We start from the raw sequence: 18,706 nt of genomic DNA on the forward strand, positions 1-18,706 counted from the left end.
CCCACGGAGTTCGCGGGCGGGCCGTCGGCGGTGTCGTACGAGGTCGTACGAGCCGGTCAGGCGTCCTGTTCCTCCAGGTCGCCGAGATCCCTGTCGCCGTCGAAATCGTCCTCGTCGAAGACCGAGCTGACGTCGAAGCGGCAGACGACCTGCTGCGGATCGGCCTGTTCGAAGGGGGCGCCGAGCCATTCGCCGGGCTCCGGAAGGTCGTCGGCGGCCGACACCCAGAGGGTCGAGTCGCCCTCCTCCAGGCCGAACTCCTTGTGCCGGGACGCGATCTCGTCCGGTTCGTACTCGCCGAAGAGCACGCCGACGGCGGCGTGGACACTGGCGCCGACGACCGCCACGGTCTCGGCGTCCCCGTCGACATCGGCGATGCGCTGTGCCTGAGCGAGCAGTCTCCGGGGCTCCGCCACCGCGTAGTCACGGCGGATGAGCACGCTGAGCGCGTTCGGCTCCTCCGGGCCGGTGTACGGCGGCAGGGAGTCGTCCGTGCCGGGGATCTCGAAGGGGGTGACCTCGTCGTAGAGGTCGTAGAGCCGCTCGTCGTACGCCTCCGCCGCCGTGGCGAGGGCGTTGAACGCTTCGGAGACCGCCGGGTCGTCCTCCCCCGTGCGGCGTTCGACCGCCGCGAGGTGACGGTCCAGCGCGACCTTGACCGCCTCGGCGGCGGCACGTACCTCGGCAGCCGTGGGCTGCGCAGCATCAGACATAGAGCAGACGCTATCCGTACCGGGCCTCTGCCCGCACAATAGATGCGATGCCGGAATACGAATTTGTCGACGTGTATGTGCCGCGCGGGGTGTCCCGCAGCGACGCGACCCGCCTGCTGACCGACCACGCAGAGTACGGACACTGGGAAATGGACCGACTGAGCCTGCATCGGGACGGCAGCCGCAGAGTGCGGCTGCGCAGACGCATCATCCGTCAGGTTCGCGCGACCTGGTGACGGCGACGGGGCGGGTCCCCGCTCTGCGGAGGCCCGCCCCGTGGCCGTACCGGGCCGAACACGTGTCGTACGCGTGCGCCCCTATGCGGCGGCGCGGGCGCGGCGGTAGATGACGCTGCCCGCGAGCAGCAGGGCCGCACCGGCCGGGATCACCAGCCCGAGCCCGTCGGAGCCCGTCCGGGCCAGCGCCTCGGTGCCCTCGGGGGCGGCGGGCGGGTCGACGGCCTGTGTGTCCGGGGTGTTCGGGGACGGCGGGAGGGCGCGGTCCGTCGGGGGCTCCGGGGTGACCGGGACCTCCGGTTCGCCCTCGGTCGGCGGCGCGGGGGTGTCCGCGTTCTCGCAGCCGTTGCCGAAGGTGGGGTTGAGTGCCCCGACGATGTCGACGCTGTTCCCGCAGACGTTCACGGGGACGTCGATCGGCACCTGGATCAGGTTGCCTGAGCCCACACCGGGTGAGTTCCCGGCGCCGCCCTCGGCGTGCGAGCCGCCGCCTCCGGGACCGCCGGGCGAGTCGCCCTTGCCGTCGCCGTGGTCCTTGCCGCCGTGCGAGCCACCGCCGTGCGAGCCGCCGCCCTGGGAGCCGCCGCCCTGGGAGCCCCCGTTGTGCGGGCCGCGACCCCCGTCGGACGTGTTCGCGCAGCTGTTGCCCATGGCGGGGTTCAGTACTCCGACGACGTTGACGGTGTTGCCGCAGACGTTGACCGGGACGTGCACCGGGACCTGGACGTTGTTCCCGGACAGCGCGCCCGGGGAGTTCGCCGCTGTTCCGTCGGCACCCGAGTCCGCGTGGGCGTAGCCGCCGCCGAGGGCGAGTACGCCGCCGGCCGCCGCCACGGTGATCAGGCCTTTGCGCGTGACCTGTCTCATAGCTTGTTCCTGCCTTCTGCCTACCGGATACCCCGGGCACGACGCCTGGGGTGTGAAGCCCGGCGGCCCCGGAGCGCATGGTGCGCACTCCGGGGCCGCTGTGCTCGGACCCTTACGGGTTGAGCAACGTCACGCGTTGACGCAGGTGTTGCCGAAGGCGGGGTTCAGCAGCCCGATCACGGAGACCGTGTTGCCGCACGCATTCACCGGAATGTGGATGGGCACCTGGACGACATTGCCCGAGAGCACACCGGGGGACCCGACAGCGGCACCCTGGGCACCGGAGTCAGCGACGGCCATGCCCGCGCCCGCGAGCACGAGACTGCCGGTGGCAGCCGCAGCGGCGACGACCTTCTTGATCATTATTCCTCCTTGTTGGCAAACGCGGTCCCAACCTCGGACCGCACCCTTGTAACGAGGAGGGAGTAATGAGGCTACGAGCGTATGGTCGCATTCACTCTTTTCAGTCCAGTACGTACGCGCTGGCGAATACCGCCCCGCCCGGATCCGGCAGGCTCCGGCCGGCGCCGACCGACGTCAGCTGGCGTCGATGAAGCGGTCCAGCACCCGTACGCCGAACTTCAGACCGTCCAGCGGCACCCGCTCGTCCACGCCGTGGAACATCCCGGCGAAGTCCAGCTCCGGCGGGAGCTTGAGCGGGGCGAAGCCGAAGCCGCGGATGCCGAGGTCGTCGAAGGACTTGGCGTCCGTGCCGCCCGAGAGCATGTACGGAACGGCCCGCGCGATCGGGTCCTCCGCGACGAGCGCGGTCTGCATGGCGTCCACGAGCCGGCCGTCGAAGCTCGTCTCCAGGGCCTTGTCGCCGTGCACGTCCTCGCGTTTCACCCGCGGGCCGAGGATCCGGTCGATGTCGGCGAGGAACTCCGCCTCGTAGCCGGGCAGGAAGCGGCCGTCGACATGGGCGGTCGCCTGGCCGGGGATCACGTTCACCTTGTAGCCCGCGCCGAGCATGGTGGGCGCCGCGGAGTTGCGCAGGGTGGCGCCGATCATCTTCGCGATACCGCCGAGCGTGGCGAGCGTGCCTTCCATGTCCTCCGGGTCGAGCGGGACACCGAGCGCGTCGGACAGCTCGTCCAGGAAGGACCGCACGGTCTTGGTCATCCGCACCGGCCATTCGTGCCGGCCCAACCGGGCCACCGCCTCGCAGAGTTCGGTGATCGCGTTGTCCTTGTTGGTCATCGAGCCGTGCCCGGCCGTGCCGTCCACGGTCAGACGCATCCAGTGCATGCCCTTCTGCGCCGTCTCGACGAGATACAGCCGCAGGTTCTCGTTGACGGTGAAGGAGAAGCCGCCGACCTCGCTGATCGCCTCGGTGACGCCGTCGAAGAGCCCGGGGTGGTTGTCCACGAGATACCGCGCCCCGTACGTACCGCCGGCCTCCTCGTCGGCGAGGAAGGCGAGGACGATGTCCCGCGGGGGCTTGCGTCCGCTGCGGAGCCTGTCCCGCACCACGGCGAGGGTCATGGCGTCCATGTCCTTCATGTCGACCGCGCCGCGCCCCCAGAGGCAGCCGTCGGCGATCTCGCCGGCGAACGGGTCGTGCGTCCAGTCGTCCGCGTTGGCGGGCACGACGTCGGTGTGGCCGTGGATGAGCAGCGCGGGCCTGGAGGGGTCCTCGCCGGCGATCCTGGCGACGGTGGAGGCGCGGCCCTTGTGGGACTCGAAGATCTGCGGTTCGAGACCCACCTCGGCCAGTTTCTCCGCCACGTACTCGGCGGCCAGCCGTTCGCCGGGGCCCGAGTGGTCCCCGTAGTTGCTGGTGTCGATCCGGATCAGGTCGCGGCAGAGGTCCACGACCTCGTCCTCGCCCGAGACCGTCCCGCCCGTGTTCGACTCGCTCACGCTGCTCACTCCCGCTGTCGTTGCCGCTGTCGCTGCCGGTGGTCGCTCCATCCTCCCACCGGGGCGGGATCGGGCAGTGCCCGATGTTTGCTATGGTTTTCCACGTCGGAACGGCCTCTGGTCGTCCGGCGGACACCTTGTCCGGGTGGCGGAATGGCAGACGCGCTAGCTTGAGGTGCTAGTGCCCTTTATCGGGCGTGGGGGTTCAAGTCCCCCCTCGGACACCAACGTTGACACAGTGCCGATCGGGATTCCTTTTCCCGGTCGGCATTTCGCGTTTCCCATCCCCGTCCGACCACCGCGCACGAGTGCCGGCGCGGATTGTTTCGGGCGTGTGAATCATTGCCGAATTCTGGATTTCCGGGGCCGGCCACCGATCATGGGCGGCCGGTCGGGCCACCCCTAAGATCTGGCTGAACTCCCAGGTCAGGGCGGAGATCAAGCAGATTAGGGGTTGCCCGCCGAGGGGTCGCGCTGGCACGTTTGCGATGCAATTCTCAGTCGGCGTGTGCCCCCGGAATGAGGCGACGGAAACAACATGACGCTCGCGCCCAGCGAAACGCAGCCGTGGATTCGACGCTTTCGGCCGGCCCCCGCCGCACGCACCCAATTGGTGTGCCTGCCGCACGCGGGAGGGTCCGCGCCCTTCTATCTGCCGATGACCAAGGCGCTCGCGCCCGAGACCGATGTGCTGGCCGTGCAGTATCCGGGCCGGCAGGACCGGCGCGACGAGAAGGGCATCAGCAGCATTCCGGAGCTGGCCGACGCCGTGGCGCGTGAGCTGCTGGAGTGGGCGGACCGGCCCATGACCCTCTTCGGTCACAGCATGGGCGCGTCCGTGGCGTTCGAGGTCGCGCGGCGGCTGCGCGACGCGGACGTGAACGTGCTCGGGCTGATCGTCTCGGGCCGGTGCGCGCCGCCCTGCCGGTGCATCGCGAAGCGGCAGCTGTTCACCGACGAGCACATAATCGACAACGTCCGTCGGCTGAGCGGCACGGACGCACAGGTCCTCGGTGACGACGACGTCGTACGCATGATCCTGCCGGCCCTGCGCAACGACTACGCGGCCGTGCTGTCGTACCGCAGCGAGCCGGGGGCGTCGATCCCGTATCCCCTCGTGGCCCTGATGGGCGACGCCGATCCGCAGGTGCCGGTCATCGACGCCCGGCCGTGGGCGGATCACACGGAGTCGGACTTCGACATGCACGTGTTCCCCGGCGGCCACTTCTATCTCAACGACCAGCCCGCCGCCGTGGCCAACACGGTCAGGCACCACATCAGGCGCTGGGCCACCGCCGACGCCGCGCGGGACCGCGTCGCCTGAGGCGACGACACGGCCCACGCGGCGCGGCCCACGCGAGGCCGCTCAGCCGCCCTCGCGGATCCAGTCGTCCAGCTGCGGCGCCTCGGCGCCGACGGTGGTCGAGTCGCCGTGTCCGGTACGGACGACCGTCCCGGGCGGCAGCGTCAGCAGCCGCTCGCGGATCGACTCGATGATCGTCGGGAAGTGCGAGAAGGACCGCCCGGTGGCGCCGGGCCCGCCCTGGAAGAGCGTGTCCCCCGTGAAGACGGTGGCCAGCTCGGGGGCGTACAGACAGACCGCGCCGGGCGCGTGACCGGGCGTGTGCAGCACCATGAGGGTGGTGCCGGCCACCGACAGGCTCTGGCCGTCGGCCAGTTCGCCGTCCGGGAGCCGGTCCGGGTGGGTCTGCTTCCACAGCGGCAGGTCGTCCGGGTGCAGCAGGATCGGCGCGCCGGTGGCGGCGGCGAGCGCCGGCGCGGCGTCGATGTGGTCGTTGTGCGCGTGGGTGCAGACGATGGCGCGCAGTGTCCGGCCGCCGAGCGCCGTCTCGATGGCCGTGGCGTCGTGGGCCGCGTCGATGACGATCGCCTCGGAGTCGTCGCCGACGATCCAGACGTTGTTGTCGACGTCCCAGGTGCCGCCGTCGAGCGAGAACGTGCCGGAGGTGACGAGGTGGTCGACCCGCGCGGTGGGGCCGGTGGGTGAGTCGGTGGCGGCCATCAGAGCGTCACGACCGAGCGCAGGACGTCGCCCTCGTGCATCCGGGCGAACGCCTTCTCGACGTCCCCGAGTCCGATGGTCTCGGTGACGAACGCGGCCAGGTCGATCCGGCCCTGCTGGTGCAGGTCGATCAGCATCGGGAAGTCGCGGGACGGCAGACAGTCGCCGTACCAGGACGACTTGAGCGAGCCGCCGCGTCCGAAGACGTCGAGCAGCGGCAGTTCGATCTTCATCTCCGGGGTGGGGACCCCGACGAGGACCACCGTGCCGGCCAAGTCGCGGGCGTAGAAAGCCTGGTTGTACGTCTCGGGGCGGCCGACCGCCTCGATGACGACATCGGCCCCGAAGCCCCCGGTCAGTTCGCGGATCGCCCCGATGGCGTCGGTGGTGCGGGAGTTGACGGTGTGGGTGGCGCCCATCGTCTTCGCCGTGGCCAGCTTGCGGTCGTCGATGTCGACGGCGATAATCCGGGCCGCGCCCGCGAGACGGGAGCCGACGATCGCCGCGTCGCCGACACCGCCGCAGCCGATGACGGCGACGGAGTCGCCCCGGCCGACGTTGCCGGTGTTGATCGCCGCGCCGATGCCCGCCATGACGCCGCAGCCGAGCAGCCCGGCGACGGCCGGTGCGACCGACGGGTCGACCTTCGTGCACTGCCCGGCGGCGACCAGGGTCTTCTCCGCGAAGGCGCCGATGCCCAGTGCCGGGGACAGTTCGGTCCCGTCCGTGAGGGTCATCTTCTGCGTGGCGTTGTGGGTGTTGAAGCAGTACCAGGGCCTGCCCCGCAGACACGCCCGACAACTGCCGCAGACGGCGCGCCAGTTGAGGATGACGAAGTCACCGGGGGCGACATCGGTGACTCCGGCGCCGACCGACTCCACCACGCCCGACGCCTCGTGGCCGAGGAGGAAGGGGTAGTCGTCACTGATCCCGCCCTGCTTGTAGTGCAGATCGGTGTGGCAGACCCCGCACGCCTGGATCTTCACCACGGCCTCGCCGGGGCCGGGATCGGGGATCACGATCGTCTCGATCCGCACCGACTCGTTCTTGCCGGGCGCCACGACGCCTTGCACCTGCTGCGACATGCCAGGACCTGCCTCTCCATCGAGCCTGAAGGGCCAAGTCTGACACCGCGCCGCGCCCGTCGGGGCCCCAGGTCAGGGCGCCAGCACGTCGAGTTCCTGGAGGGCGCCGACGGCGATCTCCCGGGTCAGCTCCTCCGCGCGGGCCGCGTCCCGTTCCCGTACGGCCTCGGCGACCCGTACATGCAGGGTCACGGCCGCCGGGTCCGGGTCGTGGAACATCACCTCGTGTCGCGTACGGCCCGTCAGGACCTCGGCGACCACATCCCCGAGCCGCGCGAACATCTCGTTGCCCGACGCGTCGAGAACCACCCGGTGGAAGGCGATGTCGTGGCGCAGATAGCCCTCCAGCTGGTGGCCGCGCGAGGTGGCGACCATCCCGAGCGCCTGCTCGGTGAGGGCGGCGCACTGCTCGGGCGTGGCGTGGACGGCGGCGAGACCGGCGGCGACCGGTTCGATCGCGGAGCGCAGCACGGTCAGGGAGCGCAGTTGGCGGGGCCGGTCGTTGCCGGCGAGCCGCCAGCGGATGACGCGCGGGTCGTAGACGTTCCACTCGCGGGCGGGGCGCACCGTCACCCCGACGCGGCGCCGGGACTGGACGAGGTGCATCGATTCGAGGACGCGGACCACTTCGCGTACGACGGTGCGTGAGACGTCGAAGCGCCGCGCGACCTCGTCGGTGCGCACGACGCCGCCCTCGGGGTACTCGCCCCCCGTGATGGCGAGGCCGAGGGTGTCGAGCACATGGGTATGCAGGCCCCGGCCTTCTGTGGTCATGACGGAAGCCTACGGGGCGGGCTCGGCGAAGAAAAAATATGACGTGTGGGTTACGACACCTTGAATACGTCGTACATATGCGTTTCAGTAGCGCGGAGGCAGCGGAGCACGTGAAGACAGCGAGGCATCAGATGAGCACCCCCCACGTCGTCGTGGTGATGGGCGTCGCAGGGACCGGCAAGACCACCGTCGGTCCCCTGCTGGCCGCCGCACTGGGCGTCCCGTACGCCGAGGGCGACGACTTCCACCCCCCGGCGAACATCGCCAAGATGTCCGCGGGCACCCCGCTGGACGACGACGACCGCCGGCCCTGGCTCGACGCGATCGGGCGCTGGGCGCACGGCCGGGCCGGACTCGGCGGCGTGGTCAGCAGCTCGGCGCTCAAGCGCGCCTACCGGGACCGGCTGCGGGCGGCGGCGCCCGACGCCGTCTTCCTGCATCTCACCGGCGAACGGGCCCTGATCGAGGGGCGGATGGCGGACCGCAAGGGGCACTTCATGCCCACCGCCCTGCTGGATTCGCAGTTCGCCACGTTGCAGCCGCTGGGCGACGACGAGGCGGGCGTCACCGTCGACGTGGCGGGCACTCCCGAGGAGATCGCCGAACGGGGCGTCGCCGCGCTGCGCCGTCTCGACCGTCCCCACGAGACCGAACCCGCCTGAGTGCGCCTGAACACGGCCGGACTCGGCCCGACTCGGGCGGACTTGCCCGAACCCACCTGAACTCGTCTGAACTCGTCTGACAGACAGGCCGGTTCTCCGATCCCCCGATCCCCCGAACCCCCGAATCTCCCCGAACTAAGGAACCCCCGTGACCAGTCTCAGCGTCGAGACGCTGGCAGCGGACGCCGTAGAACCGATCACCTCGGCCGGCAACACGCAGCTGGGCATCGCCGTTCTCGCCGGTATTGCCGTCATCGTCCTGCTCATCACCAAGTTCAAGCTGCACGCCTTCCTCGCCCTGACCATCGGCACGCTGGCACTCGGCGCCTTCGCCGGCGCGTCCCTGGGCGACACGATCACCAGCTTCTCCGCCGGTCTCGGCTCCACCGTCGCGAGTGTCGGCGTGCTGATCGCGCTCGGCGCGATACTCGGCAAGCTGCTCGCGGACTCGGGCGGCGCCGACCAGATAGTCGACACGATCCTCAGCCGGGCGAGCGGGCGCGCCATGCCCTGGGCGATGGTCCTCATCGCCTCGGTGATCGGGCTGCCGCTGTTCTTCGAGGTCGGCATCGTGCTGCTGATCCCGGTGGTGCTGCTGGTCGCCAAGCGCGGCAACTTCTCCCTGATGCGGATCGGTATCCCGGCGCTGGCCGGTCTCTCCGTCATGCACGGGCTGATACCGCCGCATCCCGGCCCGCTCGTCGCGATCGACGCCATCGGCGCCGACCTCGGTGTCACGCTGGCGCTGGGCCTGGTCGTCTCCGTACCGACGGTGATCATCGCCGGTCCGCTGTTCTCCCGCTACGCCGCGCGCTGGGTGGACATCCAGCCGCCCGAGCGGATGCTCCAGACGCTGGAGAAGCGTCCGTCGGACGACACCGACAAGCGTCCGAGCTTCGGCGCCACCGTCGCGACGGTCCTGCTGCCCGTCGTCTTGATGCTGGTCAAGGCACTGGTCGACATCGTCGTGGACGATCCGGACGACCAGGTCCAGAAGGTCGCCGATGTCGTCGGCTCCCCGCTGATCGCGCTGCTCGCCGCCGTCGTCGTCGGCATGTTCACCCTCGGGCGCGCCGCCGGCTTCACCAAGGACCGGCTCGCCTCGACCGTCGAGAAGTCCTTCGGGCCCATCGCGGGCGTGCTGCTGATCGTCGCCGCGGGCGGCGGTTTCAAGCAGACCCTGATCGACGCCGGCGTCGGCCAGATGATCCTCGAATTCTCCGAGGACTGGTCGATCCCCGCGCTGCTGCTTGGCTGGCTGATCGCGGTGGCGATCCGGCTGGCGACCGGTTCGGCGACCGTCGCGACGATCTCCGCCGCCGGTCTCGCGGCGCCGCTGGCCGCCGACATGTCGACGTCGCACGCCGCGCTGCTGGTGCTGGCGATCGGCGCCGGTTCGCTCTTCTTCAGCCATGTCAACGACGCGGGATTCTGGCTGGTGAAGGAGTACTTCGGGATGGACGTCGGCCAGACGATCAAGACCTGGTCGGTGATGGAGACGATCATCTCCGTCGTCGGTCTCGGCTTTGTGATGCTGCTCTCGCTGATCGTCTAGCGCGGTCCCGAAGCAGCGTCCGGCACGGTCCTCAAGCGTCGTCCCCCGCCCGGGCGGGGCGGGTCACTCCTCGTCCTTCCACAGCGAGTGCTCCCGCTCCGCCCACGGCCGTTCCACCGATCCGGTCCGCATCCCGCGCCGTGCCTCCGGGTCGGCGAACGCCATCCCGATGTGCCCGACCAGCACGAGCCCCACGGCCAGCGACAGCCAGTCGTGCACGAACGTGGCGCTCGTCCGCCACACCAGGGGTGTCAGTCCGGTGAACCACATCATCAGGCCCGTCGCGAGCATGACCAGTACGGCTCCGGCGATCCAGCCGCCGTACAGCTTCTGCCCGGCGTTGAACTTGCCCGCCGGGCGCGATTCCGGCCGGAAGTCGCGGCGCCGTACCGCCCGCAGCCACTCCTTGTCGTGCGGCGCGAAGTGGTTCAGCCGCCGCAGATCGGCGCGGAACGACGGGGACGCGAGCCCCACGAGGAACGGCGCGGGCAGCAGCAGCCCCGACCACTCGTGCAGGGTGACCACCAGATAGCGGCGGCCGACGAGTTCGGCGAGCTGGGGTACGTACAGGCAGGCCGCCGTCGCCACGCACACCAGCATGAGGGCGCCGGTCGCGCGGTGGACCAGCCGCTCGGCGCGGCTGAACCGCCGCCGCAGCCGGGGACGCGCCGGGTCCGTCGAGTCCGGGGGCCGGTCAGACGGTCGGGGTGTCGGTGCGGCCGTTGGACCGCCCGACCCAGGCGTCGACGTCATAGCCGCGCTCCTCCCAGTAGCCGGGGCGGACGTCGGAGGTGACGGAGATCCCGGAGAGCCATTTCGCCGATTTGTAGAAGTACATGGGCGCCACGTAGAGCCGTACCGGACCGCCGTGCGAGTGCTCGACCGGCTTGTCCTGCATCTTCAGCGCCACCAGTACGTCGGGCCGCCTGGCCTGCTCCATGGTCAGGCTCTCGCTGTACGTGCCGTCGAAGCAGGTGAACCGTACGGCCTTGGCGTCGGGCCGTACCCCGGCCGCGTCCAGGATCCGGGACAGCCGTACTCCCTCGAACGGTGTTTCCGTCACCCGCCAGCCGGTGACGCACTGGACGTCACGGACCATGCGGGTCTGCGGGAGCTTCCGCAGACTGTCGAGCGTGTACGTGGTGGGCCGGTCGACCAGCCCGTCCACCTTCAGCCGGTAGTTCTCGGGGCCCTTGCGGGGTACGGAGGTGGCCACCGAGTAGTAGCGGAACCCGCCCCCGTTGGGCAGCAGGCCGGTCAGCCCCGTCGGGTCGCTGTCGGACACCGCGCCCAGGAAGGATTCGAGGCCGCGCTGCAGATAGGGCGCCGTGACGACGCCCGCGGCGCCGAGGCCGAGCATGGAGAGCACCAGGCGGCGCCCGACGGGCGTGCCCTCCGGGTCGGTATCTGGAGTGGTCACCTCTTGATTCGAACACCACCGGGGCCCGGAAGCCAGGGGCGCCGGCTTTCCGTCATGGTTTCGTCAGGTCCGGCAGACTGGCGCGCATGGAGACGCCCCCGGAACACCCGCACGCGGACCGCGAAGCGCTGCCGCCGTTTCTGCTCGCCTTCCCCGGCCCGCTGCGCGATCAGCTCGTCGCCGCCGTCCTGTCCGGGGAGAAGGTCTCGACCACGGGCCTGCTCGCCGAGTACGAGGCGGAGAAGGAGGAGCTGCCTCCGGTCGGCGAGCGTTCGGCGCTGATCGACTCGGACGGCCGTGAGATCGCCGTCGTCGAGCTGACGGAGGTACGGGTGCTGCCGCTGGGGCAGGTCGATCTCCAGCACGCGCTCGACGAGGGCGAGGGATACGGGTCGGTGGCGGCCTGGCGCGCGGGCCACGAGGCGTTCTGGCACAGCGACGAGATGCGCGAGGCGCTGGGCGACCCGTCGTTCACGGTGCACGACGGGACGCTGGTGGTGGCGGAACGCTTCCGCGTCGTGGAGCGCCGGTAGCGCCGGCGCTCGGCCGACCGCCTCGGCCGACCGCCTCAGCCCCTCTCGGCCGACGGCCTCAGCCCACCGCCTCCGCGGCGGCCCGCCCGGCCGCGCGCCCGGAGAAGACGCAGCCGCCGAGGAACGTTCCCTCCAGCGAGCGGTATCCGTGCATCCCACCGCCGCCGAAGCCGGCCGCCTCCCCCGCCGCGTACACCCCCGCCAGCGGTGTGCCGCCCTCCCGCAGCACGCGTGACGACAGGTCGGTCTCCAGCCCGCCGAGCGACTTGCGGGTCAGGATGCGCAGCCGTACGGCGATCAGCGGACCGGCCTTGGGGTCGAGGATGCGGTGCGGCGCCACCGTACGGATCAGCTTGTCGCCCAGATAGGCGCGCGCCCCGCGCACGGCCGTCATCTGGAGGTCCTTGGTGAACGGGTTCGCGACCTCCCGGTCGCGGGCGGTGATCTCCCGGCGCAGCTCGGCCTCGTCGATCAGCGGCTTCTCGGTGAGCGCGTTCATGCCGCGCACGAGCGACGCCAGGTCCTTCTCCACGACGAAGTCCGCGCCGTTGTCCATGAACGCCTTCACGGGTCCCGGCACGTCCAGCCGCGCCCGGTTGATCACGTCGCGGACAGACTTGCCCGTCAGGTCGGGGTTCTGCTCGGAGCCCGAGAGCGCGAACTCCTTGCCGATGACGCGCTGGTTGAGGACGAACCAGGTGTAGTCGTGGCCCGAGTGCATGATGTGGTCCAGCGTGCCGAGGGTGTCGAAGCCGGGGAACAGCGGTACCGGCAGCCGCCGGCCGCGCGCGTCGAGCCACAGCGACGAGGGCCCCGGCAGGATCCGGATGCCGTGCCTGGCCCAGATCGGGTTCCAGTTCTCGATGCCCTCCGTGTAGTGCCACATCCGGTCCTGGTTGATGTGGTGGGCGCCGGAGCGCTCGGTGATGCCGAGCATCAGACCGTCGACATGCGCGGGCACGCCGGAGAGCATCTTCGCGGGCGGGGTGCCGAGGCGTTCGGGCCACTGGGCACGTACGAGGTCGTGATTGCCGCCGATACCGCCGGACGTCACGATCACGGCCTGCGCCCTGAGTTGGAACTCGCCCGCCGTGACGCGGCTGCTGGCCGTGCCGCGTTCGGCGTCGCTCGGCTCCAGCACCTCGCCGGTCACGGTGTCGACGGCGCCGGCCGTGGCGCCGAGTCCGGTGACCCGGTGGCGGAAGCGGAACGTCACGAGCCCCTTGGCGACTCCTTCGCGCACCTTGCGTTCGAACGGCTCGACGACGCCGGGGCCGGTCCCCCAGGTGATGTGGAAGCGCGGCACCGAGTTGCCGTGCCCGCGCGCGCCGTAGCCGCCGCGCTCGGCCCAGCCGACGACCGGGAAGAACCGCACACCGCGCTCGCGCAGCCAGGACCGCTTCTCCCCGGCGGCGAAGTCCACGTACGCCTCCGCCCACTTGCGCGGCCAGTGGTCCTCCTCGCGGTCGAAGCCGGCCGTGCCGAGCCAGTCCTGGAGCGCGAGGTCGCGGCTGTCCTTGACGCGCAGCCGGCGCTGCTCGGGCGAGTCCACGAGGAACAGCCCGCCGAAGGACCAGTGCGCCTGGCCGCCGATGGACCCCTCGGGCTCCTGGTCGAGCAGGATGACCGACCGCCCGGCGTCGACGAGTTCGGCGGTGGCGACCAGTCCGGCCAGTCCCGCGCCGATCACGATCACATCAGCGTCGTACGCCATGGGTTCCCACCTTCTCGGGGCGACTGAGGTGGTCCGATCTTCCGTACGGGCCGGTAACGAGTCAACTGTTCGGCATGCCAGGCTGTCCCCCATGAGCGCCGCTGACGAAATCCTCGACATCGTCGACGAGAACGACCGTGTCGTCCGGCAGGCCCGGCGCGGCGAGGCGTACGAGAAGGGCCTGCGGCACCGCTGCGCCTTCATCCTGGCGCGCGACGCCGACGACCGTGTCTTCGTCCACCGCAGGACCGCGACCAAGCTCGTCTTCCCGTCCCGCTACGACATGTTCGTGGGCGGGGTGGTCGGCGCGGGCGAGACGTACGACGACGCGGCGCTGCGCGAGGCCGAGGAGGAACTGGGTGTCTCGGGCCTTCCTCGCCCCGTACCGCTGTTCTCGTTCCTGTACGAGCCCGAGGGCGACGGCCAGGGCTGGTGGTCGCGGGTCTACGAGGTCCGCTGCGCACTGCCGGTCTCCCCGCAGGTGGAGGAGATCGACTGGCACACCTTCCTCGACGAGGAGGAGTTGGACCGACGGGTGGCGCGGAGCGCCGCCGACGGCGGGTGGCTGTGGACGCCGGACGGTCTGGCGGCGTACGAGCGGCTGAAGGCGGCCCGCGCGCGGGGTGCGTAGGGTGCGACGGGTGATCGACTTTGTGCGGAGCCTGCGCCTGTGGTTCGCGCCCCGGCGGATCAGCGACGAGGGTACGACCCCCGACTACCGCTTCTCGCTCGCCAACGAGCGCACGTTCCTCGCCTGGATCCGTACCGCGCTCGCCCTGGTGGGCGGCGGATTCGCGGTCGACCAGTTCCTGCCGGACCTGCGGTGGGGCGTCCGGGTGGGGCTGGCCGTGGTGCTCTTCGCCATCGGCGCGCTCAGCGCGCTGCGGGCGATCAGCCAGTGGGTGCGCAGCGAGCGGGCGATGCGCCGGGGCGAGGATCTGCCGGTGACGCCGTTCCCGACGCTGCTGGGTCTGTCCGTCGCGGCCGTCGCGGTGATCATGCTGGTCGTGGTGCTGCTGGGCCGGACCGGCTGATGGGTGAGACCACGCGGGACCCCGGCCTGCAGCCGGAGCGGACCCGGCTGGCCTGGCGGCGTACGACCCTGACGTACACGGTCGTGGCGGTGCTCGCGGGCCGGCAGGTCGTGCGGGACGACGTGACGGTCGCGGGGGTGGTCGCGGCGGCGCTGAGCGCGCTGGTCTGGCTGGCGTTCCTGTGGGTGGCGCACCGGCGGACGGTGGCGCTGGACACGGCGGAGCCGCGCGCGCTGCCGGTGCGCGCGGGGGTCGCGGCGGCGGTGTGCGTGGTCGGTCTGGCGGCGTTCGGCGTGACGGTGCTCTGAGGGCTTGGATTCAGCGGACAGGGCCCCGGACAGGCCCTAGCGGTTGCCCGTCTTGTACCGCGCCCGGGTGCCCGCGCGGGGGCGGGTGCCCGAGCCCGTGCGGGAGGTTGATCTCGTGCGGAGCGCCAGCGCGATCCTGCGCTGTTCGCGTCCCGCGAAGCCCGGCTCACGGGCCATCAGCCGGATCAGTTCCTCCCGGAGGCGGGTGCCGCGGCCCGCCTCGGTGAAGTACCGGGCCTCGGCGAGCGCGCGGGCGACCTCGTGGTGGCGGGGGGGCAGGGTCGACTCCTCGTCGAACCAGTTCCAGTGCGGGAACGACTGGTTGACCTTCGGCTGGTCGTCGGCGAGATACCGCCACACACGGCCGTCGAGGGACACGTCGGTCACCTGGTGCGCGGGCAGGGTCCGTACCCACGCGTTGCCGGGGTCCTGCTGCCAGCGCCAGGTGTTCGGGCTGGTGCGGGTGCGCGGGGTCACCGCGACGTACCGGAGCTTGCGCCGGATGACCGCCCACGGTTCGCGGCTCTCCTCGATCCAGTCGGCGAGTCGGCCGTGGAGGGTGCCGTAGCTCCGCCCCTCGCAGACGACGTCGACCAGGGCGACGGGGCGTTTGCGGCGCGCCAGCGCGTACGGCTCCAGGCCCACGGAGGCGAGGTGCTCGCGGAAGCGGCCGACGGCGGCGGGGCTCCAGTGGGTGTCGGTCATGCAGGAGACCGGCAGCCGCAGCAGCCGCCCGTCCCACGGCGAGTGTTCCAGCGCGCCGGTCAGCAGGTCGTACATGGAGTCCAGCGACCGGCCGAGGAAGCAGAGGTCGGCGCCGTCGGAGCGGGCGAGGACCTTGGCGGTGACGCCGGTCAGCTCGGCGAGGACCAGCGCGGAGGGCGGGCTCTGGTCCCGCGGGGCGGGGAGCGTGCCGAGTTGGTCGGGCCGGCCGCCGCCGAACGAGGACAGCGACCAGCGGTAGGGCCGGGGCGGCGGCGCTGCTTCGGCGGTCATACCTCCCAGTTCAGCACCGCGTGCCCCGTGCGGTCATTCGATTTACGGCACGCGAACCGGACCTACCGGTCATCACGGACATGCCTGGTAGCGTCCCGACCGGCTTCGCGAATAGCCATTCAACCCAACAAAGGTGCACATCATGACGCCTCTTCACCAGGAACACCCCACGCACCAGCACGCCCACGGACCGACCTGCGGCCACACCGAGGTACGGCACGGCGACCATGTCGACTACGCGCACGACGGTCATCTGCACCGGAAGCACGTCGAGCACTGGGACGAGTGCGAGCCCGTCGCCCACGTCGTCCACGAGAGCCATCCCCACCAGCACGGCGAGGGCTGCGGCCACCCTGCCGTCGCGCACGGCGACCACAAGGACTACGTCCACGACGGCCACCGGCACGCCGCGCACGAAGGCCACTGGGACGACCACTGACCCGGGCGCGCACCCCGGACGTACAGCGAGGACATGACCGGCCGGGTCCGGTTCCGCCGGGCCCGGCGCATCGATCCGCACGCCCGTCGATCCCGTCACTCCCTCCGGCGGTTTCCCGTCATCCACTGGACGGCATACCGACTGGTCGGCATCATGAACGGCGAAGGCTCTCCACCGCCCCCGCCCGCCATACCGCCCGCCCATGGAGGTACGACCGATGAGCGCCAGTCCCCCGCCAGGACTCGACCCGGAGCGGCTGCGCGGCCACCTCGACCGCGAGCGCCCCGGTCTGGTGAGTGGACCGCTGAGCGCCCGGCTGATCGAGGGCGGCCGGTCGAACCTGACGTATCTCGTCACCGACGGCGCCCACGACCGGGTCGTCCGCAGGCCCCCGCTCGGCCATGTCCTCGCCACGGCGCACGACATGAAGCGCGAGTTCCGGGTGATCAGCGCCCTGCACCCGACCGCCGTGCCGGTGCCCGAGCCGCTGCTGCTGTGCGAGGACCCCGACGTGCTCGGGGCGCCCTTCTACGTGATGGAGTACGTCACGGGGACGCCGTACCGTACGGCCGAACAGCTCGCCCCCCTCGGCCCCGAACGGACCCGCACCGCGGTCCTCGGCCTGGTCGACACCCTGGTCGAACTGCACGCGGTCGACCCCTCGGCGGTGGGGCTCGCCGACTTCGGCCGGCCCGAGGGCTTCCTCGACCGCCAACTGCGTCGATGGGGCAAGCAGTTGGACGCCTCGCGCAACCGGGACCTGCCCGGCGTGGACGAGTTGCACGCGGCTCTCAGCCGCTCCCTGCCCAACTCCCCCGCGCCCACGGTCATTCACGGCGACTACCGGCTGGACAACGTCCTGATCGGCGACGACGACCGCATCAGGGCCGTGCTGGACTGGGAGATGTCCACGCTCGGCGATCCGCTGACCGACCTCGGTCTGCTGGTGATGTACAGCGCGCCGCTGGAGATCCCCGGCTCCCCGATCAGTACGACCGCCGGCGCGGCCGGCCATCCTTCCCCGGCCGAGCTGATCGCGCGCTACGCCGCCGGATCGGGCCGCGACACCTCGGCGATCGCCTGGTACACGGCCTTCGCCTGGTTCAAGCTCGCCGTGATCCTCGAAGGCATCCACTACCGCTACACGCTGGGCCAGACGGTCGGCGGCGGATTCGAGCGCATCGGGGATCTCGTCCCCGTCTTCATCGAGCACGGCCTCACCACCCTGCAGGAAGGCTGACCGCACCCATGGACTTCGCATTCGACGCCCGTACCGAGGAACTCCGCAGCGAGCTGCTGGACTTCATGGACGAGCACATCCGCCCCGCCGAGGCCGTCGCGCACGAACAGCGGGCCCGGCTCGCCGATCCGTGGGAAACCCCGTCGATCGTGGGCGAGCTGAAGGCCGAGGCCCGCCGGAGGGGGCTGTGGAATCTCTTCCTCCCCGACGCGGAGCACGGCGCCGGGCTGACCAACCTCCAGTACGCGCCGCTCGCCGAAATCACCGGCCACAGCCCGCACTTGGCCCCGACGGCGCTCAACTGCGCGGCGCCCGACACCGGGAACATGGAGGTGCTGGCCCAGTTCGGCAGCGACGAGCAGAAGAAGCGCTGGCTGGAGCCGCTGCTCGCCGGTGAGATCCGCTCGGCGTTCGCGATGACCGAGCCGGAGGTCGCCTCGTCCGACGCGACGAACATCCGCACCCGGATCGAGCGCGTCGGCGACGAGTATATGATCAACGGCCGCAAGTGGTACATCTCCGGGGCCATGAACCCGGACTGCCGCATCTTCATCGTGATGGGCAAGACCGACCCGGACGGCGCCGACACCCGCCGCCAGCAGTCGATGATCCTCGTCCCGCGCGACACCCCCGGCCTCACCGTCGAGCGCGCGATGAGCGTGTACGGCTACGAGGACCACTCCCACGGCGGCCACGCCGAGGTGTCCTTCACCGACGTCCGCGTCCCGGCGGACCAGCTGATCGGCGAGGAGGGCGGCGGCTTCGCCATCGCCCAGGCCCGGCTCGGCCCCGGCCGGATCCATCACTGCATGCGGCTGATCGGCATGGCCGAGCGCGCCATCGAGCTGATGTGCCGGCGGGCGGTCTCCCGTACGGCCTTCGGCAAGTCCATCGCCCAGCAGGGCGTGGTCCAGAACTGGATCGCCGACGCCCGGGTGAGCGTCGAGCAACTGCGGCTGCTGGTGCTCAAGACGGCCTGGCTGATGGACACGGTCGGCAACCGGGGCGCGCACACGGAGATCCAGGCCATCAAGATCGCGACCCCGCGCGCGGTGGTCGACATCATCGACAGCGCGGTGCAGCTGCACGGCGCCGGCGGGGTCAGCCAGGACTACCCGCTGGCGGAGCTGTGGGCGGCGGCGCGGACGCTGCGGCTGGCGGACGGGCCGGACGAGGTGCACCAACGGTCGCTGGCACGCCGGGAGTTGAAGAAGTACCTCTAGGCCGTCTCCCGAAGGCCCCGC

At 71.0% G+C, this 18,706-nt stretch carries 22 protein-coding genes and 1 tRNA gene; 12 read left to right on the forward strand and 11 right to left on the reverse strand.

Translation table 11 applies throughout. The features are described from left to right. Positions 1-56: 56 nt before the first annotated feature. The gene (locus ACFUN8_RS13355) at positions 57-713 is read right to left on the reverse strand and encodes a hypothetical protein (protein ID WP_383635422.1); all 657 of its coding nucleotides are present in this window, start codon (positions 711-713) and stop codon (positions 57-59) included. 47 nt (positions 714-760) lie between these two features. Here ACFUN8_RS13355 and ACFUN8_RS13360 point away from each other — a divergent pair, with 47 nt between their 5' ends. Then, positions 761-949 carry a DUF5703 family protein gene (locus ACFUN8_RS13360; RefSeq protein ID WP_023542774.1) on the forward strand — a complete coding sequence of 63 codons (189 nt, stop codon included), beginning with the start codon at positions 761-763 and terminating at the stop codon, positions 947-949. A gap of 81 nt (positions 950-1,030) precedes the next feature. On the opposite strand, the gene ACFUN8_RS13365 is transcribed toward ACFUN8_RS13360, so the two are convergent. The 3 genes from ACFUN8_RS13365 to ACFUN8_RS13375 all read right to left on the reverse strand — a co-directional run bounded on the left by ACFUN8_RS13365 (position 1,031) and on the right by ACFUN8_RS13375 (position 3,679). Then, the gene (locus ACFUN8_RS13365; RefSeq protein ID WP_383635425.1) at positions 1,031-1,816 is read right to left on the reverse strand and encodes a chaplin; all 786 of its coding nucleotides are present in this window, start codon (positions 1,814-1,816) and stop codon (positions 1,031-1,033) included. Positions 1,817-1,945: 129 nt separating this feature from the next. Beyond that, positions 1,946-2,179, reverse strand: coding sequence for a chaplin ChpH (gene chpH / locus ACFUN8_RS13370; protein ID WP_382567476.1), 234 nt, complete (start codon positions 2,177-2,179; stop codon positions 1,946-1,948). 174 nt (positions 2,180-2,353) lie between these two features. After that, on the reverse strand, positions 2,354-3,679 hold the full coding sequence (locus tag ACFUN8_RS13375; RefSeq protein ID WP_382567478.1) for a M20/M25/M40 family metallo-hydrolase: 1,326 nt from the start codon (positions 3,677-3,679) through the stop codon (positions 2,354-2,356). A gap of 139 nt (positions 3,680-3,818) precedes the next feature. Between ACFUN8_RS13375 and ACFUN8_RS13380 the strand changes: the two genes are divergently transcribed. After that, positions 3,819-3,906 (forward strand) — tRNA-Leu (locus ACFUN8_RS13380). 311 nt (positions 3,907-4,217) lie between these two features. After that, positions 4,218-5,003, forward strand: coding sequence for a thioesterase II family protein (locus ACFUN8_RS13385; protein ID WP_383635429.1), 786 nt, complete (start codon positions 4,218-4,220; stop codon positions 5,001-5,003). 42 nt (positions 5,004-5,045) lie between these two features. Here ACFUN8_RS13385 and ACFUN8_RS13390 read toward each other — a convergent pair whose 3' ends face one another. From ACFUN8_RS13390 to ACFUN8_RS13400, 3 genes are all read right to left on the reverse strand, one after another. After that, entirely contained in the window at positions 5,046-5,702 is a 657-nt protein-coding gene (locus tag ACFUN8_RS13390) for an MBL fold metallo-hydrolase (RefSeq protein WP_383635432.1), read from the reverse strand. Beyond that, entirely contained in the window at positions 5,702-6,787 is a 1,086-nt protein-coding gene (locus tag ACFUN8_RS13395) for an S-(hydroxymethyl)mycothiol dehydrogenase (RefSeq protein WP_383635435.1), read from the reverse strand. The genes ACFUN8_RS13390 and ACFUN8_RS13395 overlap by 1 nt, the downstream gene beginning before the upstream one ends. Positions 6,788-6,859: 72 nt before the next feature. Beyond that, a complete protein-coding gene (locus ACFUN8_RS13400) occupies positions 6,860-7,561 on the reverse strand; it encodes a FadR/GntR family transcriptional regulator (RefSeq protein WP_383635438.1) in 702 nt (233 codons plus the stop codon). A 131-nt stretch (positions 7,562-7,692) separates the two neighbouring features. Between ACFUN8_RS13400 and ACFUN8_RS13405 the strand changes: the two genes are divergently transcribed. Together ACFUN8_RS13405 and ACFUN8_RS13410 are read left to right on the forward strand one after the other, a co-directional pair. Continuing rightward, positions 7,693-8,223 carry a gluconokinase gene (locus ACFUN8_RS13405; protein WP_383635441.1) on the forward strand — a complete coding sequence of 177 codons (531 nt, stop codon included), beginning with the start codon at positions 7,693-7,695 and terminating at the stop codon, positions 8,221-8,223. Between the two features lie 148 nt (positions 8,224-8,371). Further along, entirely contained in the window at positions 8,372-9,778 is a 1,407-nt protein-coding gene (locus tag ACFUN8_RS13410) for a GntP family permease (protein WP_383635443.1), read from the forward strand. Positions 9,779-9,841: 63 nt separating this feature from the next. On the opposite strand, the gene ACFUN8_RS13415 is transcribed toward ACFUN8_RS13410, so the two are convergent. After that, positions 9,842-10,531: a cytochrome b/b6 domain-containing protein gene (locus ACFUN8_RS13415; RefSeq protein ID WP_383635446.1), complete on the reverse strand. Its 690-nt coding sequence runs from the start codon at positions 10,529-10,531 to the stop codon at positions 9,842-9,844. Then, positions 10,473-11,138, reverse strand: coding sequence for a molybdopterin-dependent oxidoreductase (locus ACFUN8_RS13420; protein WP_383635609.1), 666 nt, complete (start codon positions 11,136-11,138; stop codon positions 10,473-10,475). Before ACFUN8_RS13420 ends, ACFUN8_RS13415 begins: the two co-directional genes overlap by 59 nt. 146 nt (positions 11,139-11,284) lie before the next feature. On the opposite strand from ACFUN8_RS13420, the gene ACFUN8_RS13425 reads away from it, so the two are divergent. Then, positions 11,285-11,731, forward strand: coding sequence for an ASCH domain-containing protein (locus ACFUN8_RS13425; protein ID WP_383635449.1), 447 nt, complete (start codon positions 11,285-11,287; stop codon positions 11,729-11,731). A 58-nt stretch (positions 11,732-11,789) separates the two neighbouring features. Here ACFUN8_RS13425 and ACFUN8_RS13430 read toward each other — a convergent pair whose 3' ends face one another. Beyond that, a complete protein-coding gene (locus ACFUN8_RS13430; RefSeq protein WP_383635452.1) occupies positions 11,790-13,445 on the reverse strand; it encodes an FAD-binding dehydrogenase in 1,656 nt (551 codons plus the stop codon). Between the two features lie 91 nt (positions 13,446-13,536). Between ACFUN8_RS13430 and ACFUN8_RS13435 the strand changes: the two genes are divergently transcribed. The 3 genes from ACFUN8_RS13435 to ACFUN8_RS13445 are packed head-to-tail and all read left to right on the forward strand — an operon-like array spanning position 13,537 to position 14,787. Next, positions 13,537-14,076, forward strand: a complete 540-nt coding sequence (locus tag ACFUN8_RS13435) for an NUDIX hydrolase (protein ID WP_383635455.1) — start codon at positions 13,537-13,539, stop codon at positions 14,074-14,076. Positions 14,077-14,086: 10 nt separating this feature from the next. After that, on the forward strand, positions 14,087-14,479 hold the full coding sequence (locus ACFUN8_RS13440) for a YidH family protein (RefSeq protein WP_383635458.1): 393 nt from the start codon (positions 14,087-14,089) through the stop codon (positions 14,477-14,479). Then, the gene (locus ACFUN8_RS13445) at positions 14,479-14,787 is read left to right on the forward strand and encodes a DUF202 domain-containing protein (protein ID WP_383635461.1); all 309 of its coding nucleotides are present in this window, start codon (positions 14,479-14,481) and stop codon (positions 14,785-14,787) included. The genes ACFUN8_RS13440 and ACFUN8_RS13445 overlap by 1 nt, the downstream gene beginning before the upstream one ends. A gap of 36 nt (positions 14,788-14,823) precedes the next feature. Here ACFUN8_RS13445 and ACFUN8_RS13450 read toward each other — a convergent pair whose 3' ends face one another. Then, complete coding sequence (locus tag ACFUN8_RS13450; protein ID WP_383635464.1) at positions 14,824-15,783, reverse strand: hypothetical protein; 960 nt, start codon at positions 15,781-15,783, stop codon at positions 14,824-14,826. Between the two features lie 142 nt (positions 15,784-15,925). Here ACFUN8_RS13450 and ACFUN8_RS13455 point away from each other — a divergent pair, with 142 nt between their 5' ends. The 3 genes from ACFUN8_RS13455 to ACFUN8_RS13465 all read left to right on the forward strand — a co-directional run bounded on the left by ACFUN8_RS13455 (position 15,926) and on the right by ACFUN8_RS13465 (position 18,685). Then, positions 15,926-16,222: a hypothetical protein gene (locus ACFUN8_RS13455; RefSeq protein WP_383635467.1), complete on the forward strand. Its 297-nt coding sequence runs from the start codon at positions 15,926-15,928 to the stop codon at positions 16,220-16,222. Between the two features lie 217 nt (positions 16,223-16,439). Further along, a complete protein-coding gene (locus ACFUN8_RS13460) occupies positions 16,440-17,462 on the forward strand; it encodes a phosphotransferase family protein (protein WP_383635470.1) in 1,023 nt (340 codons plus the stop codon). 8 nt (positions 17,463-17,470) lie between these two features. Then, complete coding sequence (locus ACFUN8_RS13465; protein WP_383635473.1) at positions 17,471-18,685, forward strand: acyl-CoA dehydrogenase family protein; 1,215 nt, start codon at positions 17,471-17,473, stop codon at positions 18,683-18,685. Positions 18,686-18,706 lie beyond the last annotated feature (21 nt).

Origin of the sequence: Streptomyces sp. NPDC057307 (genome assembly GCF_042667665.1) — a bacterium.
In the GTDB taxonomy this organism is placed as follows: Bacteria; Actinomycetota; Actinomycetes; order Streptomycetales; family Streptomycetaceae; genus Streptomyces.

Coding starts and splice junctions, on each gene's coding strand:
- ACFUN8_RS13355 (WP_383635422.1), bottom strand. CDS start 713: ATGTCTGATGCTGCGCAGCCCACGGCTGCCGAGGTACGTGCCGCCGCC.
- ACFUN8_RS13360 (WP_023542774.1), top strand. CDS start 761: ATGCCGGAATACGAATTTGTCGACGTGTATGTGCCGCGCGGGGTGTCC.
- ACFUN8_RS13365 (WP_383635425.1), bottom strand. CDS start 1,816: ATGAGACAGGTCACGCGCAAAGGCCTGATCACCGTGGCGGCGGCCGGC.
- chpH (WP_382567476.1), bottom strand. CDS start 2,179: ATGATCAAGAAGGTCGTCGCCGCTGCGGCTGCCACCGGCAGTCTCGTG.
- ACFUN8_RS13385 (WP_383635429.1), top strand. CDS start 4,218: ATGACGCTCGCGCCCAGCGAAACGCAGCCGTGGATTCGACGCTTTCGG.
- ACFUN8_RS13390 (WP_383635432.1), bottom strand. CDS start 5,702: ATGGCCGCCACCGACTCACCCACCGGCCCCACCGCGCGGGTCGACCAC.
- ACFUN8_RS13395 (WP_383635435.1), bottom strand. CDS start 6,787: ATGTCGCAGCAGGTGCAAGGCGTCGTGGCGCCCGGCAAGAACGAGTCG.
- ACFUN8_RS13400 (WP_383635438.1), bottom strand. CDS start 7,561: ATGACCACAGAAGGCCGGGGCCTGCATACCCATGTGCTCGACACCCTC.
- ACFUN8_RS13405 (WP_383635441.1), top strand. CDS start 7,693: ATGAGCACCCCCCACGTCGTCGTGGTGATGGGCGTCGCAGGGACCGGC.
- ACFUN8_RS13415 (WP_383635446.1), bottom strand. CDS start 10,531: ATGACGTCGACGCCTGGGTCGGGCGGTCCAACGGCCGCACCGACACCC.
- ACFUN8_RS13420 (WP_383635609.1), bottom strand. CDS start 11,138: ATGCTCGGCCTCGGCGCCGCGGGCGTCGTCACGGCGCCCTATCTGCAG.
- ACFUN8_RS13425 (WP_383635449.1), top strand. CDS start 11,285: ATGGAGACGCCCCCGGAACACCCGCACGCGGACCGCGAAGCGCTGCCG.
- ACFUN8_RS13430 (WP_383635452.1), bottom strand. CDS start 13,445: ATGGCGTACGACGCTGATGTGATCGTGATCGGCGCGGGACTGGCCGGA.
- ACFUN8_RS13435 (WP_383635455.1), top strand. CDS start 13,537: ATGAGCGCCGCTGACGAAATCCTCGACATCGTCGACGAGAACGACCGT.
- ACFUN8_RS13445 (WP_383635461.1), top strand. CDS start 14,479: ATGGGTGAGACCACGCGGGACCCCGGCCTGCAGCCGGAGCGGACCCGG.
- ACFUN8_RS13450 (WP_383635464.1), bottom strand. CDS start 15,783: ATGACCGCCGAAGCAGCGCCGCCGCCCCGGCCCTACCGCTGGTCGCTG.
- ACFUN8_RS13455 (WP_383635467.1), top strand. CDS start 15,926: ATGACGCCTCTTCACCAGGAACACCCCACGCACCAGCACGCCCACGGA.
- ACFUN8_RS13460 (WP_383635470.1), top strand. CDS start 16,440: ATGAGCGCCAGTCCCCCGCCAGGACTCGACCCGGAGCGGCTGCGCGGC.
- ACFUN8_RS13465 (WP_383635473.1), top strand. CDS start 17,471: ATGGACTTCGCATTCGACGCCCGTACCGAGGAACTCCGCAGCGAGCTG.